General features: G+C 44.8%; 6 protein-coding genes. 2 read left to right on the plus strand and 4 right to left on the minus strand.

What is annotated here, in order from left to right:
- Positions 1–1,099, plus strand: a 1,099-nt coding sequence (gene rlmD, locus AB5H98_RS11670; protein ID WP_367926070.1) for a 23S rRNA (uracil(1939)-C(5))-methyltransferase RlmD, incomplete at its 5' end; no start/stop codon positions are given.
- A 32-nt stretch (positions 1,100–1,131) separates the two neighbouring features.
- On the opposite strand, the gene AB5H98_RS11675 is transcribed toward rlmD, so the two are convergent.
- The 4 genes from AB5H98_RS11675 to AB5H98_RS11690 form a co-directional block, all read right to left on the minus strand.
- Complete coding sequence (locus AB5H98_RS11675; RefSeq protein WP_367926071.1) at positions 1,132–1,953, minus strand: ComEC/Rec2 family competence protein; 822 nt, start codon at positions 1,951–1,953, stop codon at positions 1,132–1,134.
- A gap of 146 nt (positions 1,954–2,099) precedes the next feature.
- Entirely contained in the window at positions 2,100–3,983 is a 1,884-nt protein-coding gene (locus AB5H98_RS11680; protein ID WP_367926072.1) for a YgiQ family radical SAM protein, read from the minus strand.
- Positions 3,984–4,050: 67 nt separating this feature from the next.
- Entirely contained in the window at positions 4,051–6,561 is a 2,511-nt protein-coding gene (locus AB5H98_RS11685) for a DNA translocase FtsK (RefSeq protein ID WP_367926073.1), read from the minus strand.
- Between the two features lie 239 nt (positions 6,562–6,800).
- Positions 6,801–7,517, minus strand: coding sequence for a ClpP family protease (locus AB5H98_RS11690; RefSeq protein WP_367926074.1), 717 nt, complete (start codon positions 7,515–7,517; stop codon positions 6,801–6,803).
- A gap of 168 nt (positions 7,518–7,685) precedes the next feature.
- Between AB5H98_RS11690 and AB5H98_RS11695 the strand changes: the two genes are divergently transcribed.
- Positions 7,686–8,755, plus strand: a 1,070-nt coding sequence (locus AB5H98_RS11695) for an aconitase family protein (protein WP_367926075.1), incomplete at its 3' end; no start/stop codon positions are given.

Below are 8,755 nucleotides of genomic sequence, written 5' to 3' on the forward strand. Positions count from 1 at the left end.
CCTTATAACGCTGCCTTACCCAGAGCAATTAAAACAAAAACAGTTACAAGTAACCGAATTGCTAGGTTCTTTCGGTCCGATTCACCCTATAATTGGAATGGATAATCCTTGGCACTATCGCAATAAAGCAATCTCCTCATTTGCTGTACAAAATCATCAGCTTATAAGTGGTATTTATATGCAAGGCACGCATCGTGTGATTCCTGTTACACAATGTCTTTTGCATCAGCCGGCCTTAGATAAAGCAATTGAAGCCGTACGCCGTGCTGCACGAGCCTGTCATTATGAGGTATTCAACGAAGATCGACGAACGGGACTTCTACGTCATATTCTGGCAAGATATAGCCGTGCAAATGACGAAATTCTAGTTACTCTCGTTACAGCCAAGGCAGCGCTTCCCGGCTCAAAATTTTTTGTAAAAGAATTAAGAACGCAGTGTCCTCAAATAAGCACCGTCATTCAAAATATCAATCCGCGCTATTCCAGCGCCGTATTAGGACCAAATGAAAAAATTTTGTTTGGAAAAGGCTTTATTGAGGATCGCTTGTGTCAACTGAAATTTCGTATTTCCGCTTCTAGCTTTTATCAAATCAATCCAGAGCAGACCGAAAAGCTGTACCGTACTGCAATCTCTATGGCCAAACTGGATGGACATCAAACTGTCCTTGATGCCTATTGCGGAATCGGAACGATTGGATTGATTGCCGCCCAAAATGCTTTCAAACTTATCGGCGTCGAATCAAATCCTCAAGCAGTATCTTGCGCAATTCAAAACGCCCGAAACAATCATATTAAAAACGCCCATTTTTATTGCGAAGATGCCACGGCGTTTCTTCAAAAAATGACCCTCAAAAGGCAACACGTGGACATTCTTTTTCTAGATCCACCCCGTGCAGGAAGTACTACTGAATTTTTAGATTCAATATGTCGCATTTCTCCGCAAAAGGTGATTTACATTTCCTGTAATCCTCAAACACAGCAGCGCGATCTTCATTTTCTATGCCATCGAGGATGGAAAGTGATCGAAATTCAACCTGTAGATTTATTTCCACATACGGAGCACATCGAAACAATTGCGCTTTTACAGCCTACCATCTAATAAAAAAGGACTGTCGTTTGACAGTCCCTTTTTTATGCAACATCCGCTAAATCTTCCGATACATCTGCTACTGCAATTTGAAGTTTTTGTTCTTGATCTACATAGGCCACAATTGTTCCATTTTGGTCTGTACGAAATACGCGTGATCCTGTTTCTTCAAAAATCTCCAGTACCTCTTCGTGTGGGTGCCCATAAGAATTGTCTTGACCACAACTTATAATTACATATTGCGGCGCAATCATTTGGACAAACGGCTCTGTATTTGAAGTAGCGGAGCCATGATGTCCCGCTTTGAACAATGAGGCTCTAATATCCAGATTTCTTTCCAATGCAGTTTCTTCTATCTCCTTTTCTGCATCGCCCTCTATCAAAAAGCGAAATTCGGCCACCTCAAATCGAAGAATGGGAGACAAATTATTGGCATTATCACTTTGTATGCCATCCATTAATACGGAGATATTCCCCTCACCGAGTGGATAAATGTCCCCTGTTTGCATCACTATGGCCGGATTTTTCTGCTCATTGATGCGCTCCATTAATCGCTCCGTGGAAGGCCACCACTCAACAGGAGCCTTATCAAAATTTGGAAGCAGGACCTGATTAACCTCAAATGTATCCAATACGGCACGCATTCCGCCAATATGGTCTGAATGAGGATGTGTCATGATAAGATATTCTAACTTTTCTACACCCACTTCATGCAAATAATCGATTAAATCCGTTTGCGTATCTGCCTCGCCAGCATCTATCAGTGCAAAAAATCCATTCTGTTCTAGCAAAGTCGCATCCGCTTGTCCCACATCAATAAAATGAATTTTGGTTTTTGCGTCATCTGCAGTAGCAGGGACCGCCACAGTTTCTCCTACGCCGAACGCAGCATAAATTTGTCTCCATGTGGGTGTACTCCAGTTTTCCCTTTCTCCAATGGTGATCAATCCCGAACCAAGGACAAGGAGTACTCCTAAAACTCCAAAACTTCGTTTCACATATCGCTTTATTTTCACCCAAAAGACCTTTTTCCTGCTTTTCCTGTACGGGTTGTACGCCATGTCTTTGCTCCTTTAGTATCTCCATCCGAATCTTTAAGTGTGGAAGCTTTTCTTCCACCTGGTACTAGAAGCGGAATCAAGTCCTCCCGATGCGTCAATTGAAGTGCTTTTCGCACACGCTGTGCATTTTTGGGCTCATAATACTGCAATAGTGCGCGCTGCATCGCCTTTTCTTCACGGCTTTTTGCCACATAAACAGGCTTTAATGTATACGGATCCAACCCGGTATAAAACATACACGTAGACACCGTTCCTGGTGTGGGATAAAAATCCTGTACCTGTTCGGGCCGGATGCGATTCCGATAAAGATATTCCGCCAGAATGACAGCATCCTTCAAAGTGCTTCCTGGATGGCTACTCATCAAATAGGGAACCAAATATTGTTTTTTACCGGCCTGCTTTGTCAACTCATAAAATCTTTTTGAAAATTTGTTGTATACCTCCACCGGTGGTTTCCCCATATACTTCAGTGTATTGGGGGCACAATGTTCTGGAGCTACTTTCAACTGGCCGCTGATATGGTATTTGACCAACTCTTTAAAAAACGTTTCATCCTTATCCAAAATCAGATAATCGTACCGAATTCCACTTCGAATAAATACCTTTTTTACTCCCGGTAACTCCCGCAGGCGCCTTAAAATTTTCAGATATTCTTTGTGATCTACAATCAATTTGGGACATGGCGCAGGAGCCAAGCAATGCTTTCCTTCTACACACATTCCCTTTGCCATTTGCTGTCCACAACTTGGCAAACGAAAGTTAGCTGTCGGTCCGCCTACATCATGAATATATCCCTTGAAGTTAGGCGCTTCGGTCATTGCCTTTGCCTCTTCCACAATGCTGTCCTCACTTCGAGAAGTCACTCGCCGACCTTGATGCATGGTTATAGCACAAAAATTGCATCCACCGTAGCAGCCTCTATTCTGAATGATGGAAAACTCCACTTCAGCAATTGCTGGAACCCCACCAAGTGCCTCATAGCTTGGATGATATCTTCTCGTAAAAGGCATCGCATAAATCTCGTCTAATTCTTTACGTGTCAACGGAGTGGCAGGAATGTTCTGAACCAAATATCTCTCGCCTTGTTTTTGTACAACAGGTTTTCCCGAAACACAATCTTGATTGTCCATTTGTATCCGGCACGCCTTTGCATATGCAATTTTATCTGTACTCACCTTATGAAAGCCAGCACACTCCACATATTGAGCCGGTAGATGAGCAAAATCCGTCATATAGCAGGTTCCAGCCACATCTGTGATTTCATTCACTGGTTCACCTGCAGCTAGGCGATGTGCAATCTCGGCAGTCTGATGCTCACTCATTCCAAAGGAAACAAGATCCGCTCCGCTTGTCTCCATAATGCTCGGTAATACAGTATCCGTCCAGTAGTCATAATGAGCAAAGCGCCGCAGAGAAGCTTCTAACCCTCCCAAAATGACTGGCAGGGCCGGATAGGCCTGCTTCGCCAACTTTGTATATACCGTAGCACTTCGATCCGGACGTTTTCCGGGCACGCCGCCCGGAGTGTATTCATCTCGGTCTCTGCGAATCTTAGCCACAGTGTAATGTGCCACCATACTGTCCACATTCCCGCCACCGATAAAAAAGCCATAACGCGGCTTACCAAAAATTTTCATGCTTTCACAACTTGTAAAATCCGGCTGACTAAGCACCGCAACTCGAAAACCTTCTTTTTCCAGTAAGCGGGAAATAATCGCGGATCCAAAACTAGGATGATCCACATAGGCATCTCCCGTGACAACGATATAATCTACTTCATTCCAACCTCTGGCCAACATCTCTTCTCTGCTAAGAGGTAAAAATTCCTGATACATTCCTCTTCTCCATTTCTTAGCAAGAAAAGCGGGTTCTGCCTTAGGAACCCGCTTTTCTAAAATTGTTTTAAACCACACTTGGGTCTTGATCCGAATCTCTCTGCATTCGCATTTCAATCCATTGATCTCTTGTAATCAACACCTGACGAGGCTTTGCACCTTCATAAGGGCCAATGATATTCATCTGTTCCATCTCATCAATGATACGGGCAGCACGAGCATATCCCAGCTTGCAACGACGCTGCAAAAGGCTGGTAGAAGCTTGTCCCGCATCAATTACCACTTCAACGGCTGTATCCAGCATGGGATCCCGAGAATCGTTGTCATCTGAGCCGGAAGAAGTCGATTTTTCTGCCACAGCACGCTTTTCCATCTCAGCAATCATTTCCTGATTGTAATCCGCGCTGGAATGTTTCTTTATGAAGTCAATCACTCCGCGGATCTCCGCTGAACGAACAAACGTTCCCTGCACACGAACAGGCTTATTAACGCCGACCGGCATGTAAAGCATATCGCCATTTCCCAATAGCTTTTCAGCTCCGCCAGTGTCCAGTATCGTCCGACTGTCCACCTGGCTCATCACTGAAAGACCAATTCGAGAAGGAATATTGGCCTTGATCAAACCCGTAATTACATCAACCGATGGCCGCTGAGTCGCAATAATCAAATGCATTCCGGCCGCACGGGCCTTCTGTGCAATGCGGCATATATAATCTTCTACTTCTTTTCCCGCCACCATCATCAAATCTGCCAACTCATCAATGACGATTACAATATACGGCATCTTTTCAAGAGTGGCATTTTCTTCGGCCAAAGCATTGTATTCCTCGATATTGGGAACACCATTTTCAGCCAGCAAACGATAACGCTTTTCCATTTCGGCCACAGCACTGCCCAATGCACCCGCCGCCTTACGAGGCTCTGTGACCACGGGCATCAAAAGATGCGGTATTCCGTTATACTGTGCAAACTCCACCATTTTTGGATCAATTAAGATCATCCGCAACATTTGCGGTGAACAGCGATACAACAAACTCATAATAATGGAATTTGTGCAAACGGACTTACCGGAACCCGTTGTGCCTGCAATCAGCAAATGCGGCATTTTGGCCAAATTTCCAATCTGACTTTTTCCTGCAATATCCTTTCCAATGGCAAATGTCAATGGAGCTGTGCTGGTAGAAAATTCAGGTGACTCCAAAATGCTACGCAGCGTTACAATGGTGCGTGTCTTATTCGGAATTTCAATGCCCACCGCAGCTTTTCCTGGAATAGGTGCCTCAATGCGCACACCCGAAGTAGCCAGATTCAATGCAATGTCATCAGCCAAACCTGTAATGCGACTGATTTTCACACCCGTTTGCGGCTGTAACTCATAACGCGTTACAGACGGTCCACGGCTGATATCTAATAACCGCGTTTTCACTCCAAAACTTGTTAATGTCTTTACCAGCAAATCCGCATTATGCGTCAGTTCTCGCTCAATATCCTCTTCATTGGTTACTTTTACCTTTTGGAACAAACTCAGCGGCGGATACACGTAATCATCATCCGTCTTTGGCTGTGGTGATACAACAGACTTAACTGCTTCTTTGTTTTGTACTGCTCCAGTCACCTTGCGCACAAGAGAAGCAATGTCATCTTGCTCTGCCTCATCCAAAGAGTCTTTCACTGACAAAATTTCTTGTCCTTGTTCAGTCTCGTCCTGCACAGGGTTATGAGCAGGCTTTTCATCAGACGCTTTCACAGATGACGTCAGCGGTTGTGTATCCGAAGCAGGTGAAGGTCTCGTCACAGGCATAACTGGATGATCTGGTTCTATGCCAAAGGTTCCACCCGGCCCAATCACAGGGCGCTCCTCTTGTTTCAAACCAATCTGCGTAACCGGTTGTTCTCCGAGTTCAATATCAATAGAAGGGGTGCGCTTGTGCTCTGCCGCATTCTGAAATGCTTGCAAATCGATAGCAAAATCTGTTTGCTTTCGAACACTTTCCTGTTCTCTTCGCTCTTCTCTTTCTGCAGCCATCTGACGTGCACGTTCGGCCCTCATTTGAGCCCGTTCTTCGCTCTTTTCTCTTGCACGACGTGCTTGCCCAGAACAGTAATAATAAATATGGCCCGGCGTAACGCCTGTCACTAACATCACACCGACTAAAAGCAAAATAACAAGTAAAATATCAGCCCCAGGACGTCCACACAAAGACAAGAGGCTCCACCCGAATACCGCGCCTAAAACACCGGCACTCCAAGGTGTTGAAGCACCCGCCTGATGAAGTGCAATCATACCGTCTTGAAAACTCAAGCCCGTCATGTCTGTCTTGGAAAACACCAAAAAGACACCACTCACCAAAGCCATGCACAGCAGAATTTGCAGCGTTTTTTTCTTCATTGGCATACCAATGGCGACCAATACAGCAATGTACAGAATAGCCGGTGCCAACAGATAAGTACTGACGCCAAATACGCCAAACAAAAGGTTGGAACGAATCCAGCTCCACACCGAGGCTCCTTCTACATAAGTCATAGCCGCAATCAGGATTCCAATGCCAAAAATCAGAATGCTCCACTGCTCTGCCATATCCTTTTTGGGCCTACGAGAACGCCCTTTCGATGAATTTTTTGAACGAGCTTGTGTCCTTCTTTTTGTGTTTTTTGATGCCATGAATACTACCCCTGTATATGTAACGCCGCACGGCTTCCAGCCAGCGGCTTTTATTTTGACGTCAACGATAAAAAGGCGCAAAAGATTACTTTATCAGTATATCATCAATCGTCCAACTTGTAAAATAGAATTTTGTATAGATTTACAAACCATTTTTAACCTTTTTGTTCGATTTCACGATATAAATAAGCCAGTGCATCCCCTACTCCCCCCAGCTCATCAATTAATCCTTCTTTTACGGCTGTCGCTCCATCCACCACGCTTCCTACATCCATTACCAGTTCTCCGGTTCGCATCATTAACTGCGTAAACCGTTTTTCACTGATAGACGAATGCGATGCCACAAAGCCGGTGATTCGTTGCTGCATCTGTTCAAAATAACGCATTGTTTGTGGAACACCCAATACAAGTCCCGAATGCCGTACCGGATGGATTGTCATAGTTGCAGTCGGTACAATAAAACTTCTTCTGGCAGAAACGGCCAATGGTATTCCTATGGAATGCCCTCCTCCCAACACAAGCGTAGCACTTGGTTTTGTAATTCCGCTGATCAATTCTGCAAGTGCAAGCCCAGCCTCTACGTCTCCTCCTACTGTATTTAAAATCACTAAGAGACCTTCTACTTCCGGGTCCTCTTCAATGGCCACAAGCTGAGGAATTACGTGTTCATATTTTGTTGTCTTCTGATTCTGAGGTGCCATTGAGTGGCCTTCAATCTGACCAATGACAGTTAAGCAATGAATCGTATGTCGACCTTTTGTTCGGAGTACTGCTCCCATCTCAAGCATGTAATCCTTTTCCAAAAGTTCTTGTTGTACATCTTCTTCATCGTCATTTCGTTCTTTTTTGCTTGAGCTCATTTTATTTACCATTGCACGTGCTCCTTTTTATTTTTTTGTTATTTTCCCCTTAATCCGCTTTATTTATACCATCCTGTACCTATGCTCTTTAATTGACAAAAAAGCCACAACCCATTATTATAAATAAGTATATAAAACTTAGAGTGACCGTTTACACTGCGGCACAAAAGGAGCGCAACTATGGGACAAACGATTGCACAAAAAATCATTGCGGCCCATCTTGTCGATGGAATTCCATCCGTCGGCAATGAAGTCGGACTGCGCATCGATCAGACACTTACGCAAGATGCTACCGGCACCATGGCGTATCTAGAGTACGAAGCAATGGGAATTCCCCGGGTAAAAACGGAGCTGAGTGTAGCCTATATTGACCACAATACTCTGCAAAACGGTTTTATGAACGCGGATGATCATCGCTTTATTCGAACGGTCACAAAAAAAATTGGTGTTCGTTATTCTCGACCCGGAAATGGTATTTGCCATCAGGTTCACTTGGAACGTTTTGCTAAACCCGGAAAAACCTTGATTGGTTCGGATAGCCATACGCCTACCGCTGGTGGAATCGGTGCACTCGCTATGGGTGCTGGCGGCCTCGATGTTGCCGTTGCAATGGGCGGCGGTGCTTATTATATTCCCTATCCCAAAATGACTTTGGTGAAGCTCTCGGGTTCACTGCGTCCCATGGTCAGTGCTAAGGATGTCATTTTGGAAGTCCTTCGCATTATGAGCGTTAAAGGCGGTGTGGGAAAAATCATTGAATATGGCGGCGAAGGTGTAAAAAACCTAAGCGTACCACAGCGTGCAACAATTACTAATATGGGCGCAGAATTAGGTGCGACAACTTCGATTTTTCCATCGGATGAGGTAACGCGGAGCTTTCTTCGTGCACAAGGCCGTGAAGAAGATTTCGTTCCTCTGTGCTCGGATGAGGATGCCGTTTATGATGAAATCATTGAAATTGATTTGAGCAAACTGGAACCTCTTGCTGCATGTCCCCACAGCCCGGACAATGTCAAATCCGTCAAGAGCTTGACCATGACCAAGGTGGATCAAGTTTGCATCGGCAGTTGCACCAATTCCAGCTATACAGATTTAATGACTGTTGCTGCCATTTTGAAGGGAAAGACTGTCAGCCCAGAGGTAAGCCTTGCTATTGCTCCCGGAAGTCGTCAGGTTTTAAGCATGCTTAGTCAGAACGGAGCCTTGGCGGATTTGATCAACGCCGGTGCCCGTATTTTGGAGAGCGCCTG

It is taken from the genome of uncultured Ruthenibacterium sp. (assembly GCF_963558415.1).
Classification (GTDB): domain Bacteria; phylum Bacillota; class Clostridia; order Oscillospirales; family Ruminococcaceae; genus Ruthenibacterium.

Excerpts from the sequence above, each read along its gene's own strand:
- AB5H98_RS11680 (WP_367926072.1), bottom strand. The coding sequence starts at position 3,983 with ATGTATCAGGAATTTTTACCTCTTAGCAGAGAAGAGATGTTGGCCAGA.
- AB5H98_RS11685 (WP_367926073.1), bottom strand. The coding sequence starts at position 6,561 with ATGGCAGAGCAGTGGAGCATTCTGATTTTTGGCATTGGAATCCTGATT.
- AB5H98_RS11690 (WP_367926074.1), bottom strand. The coding sequence starts at position 7,517 with ATGGTAAATAAAATGAGCTCAAGCAAAAAAGAACGAAATGACGATGAA.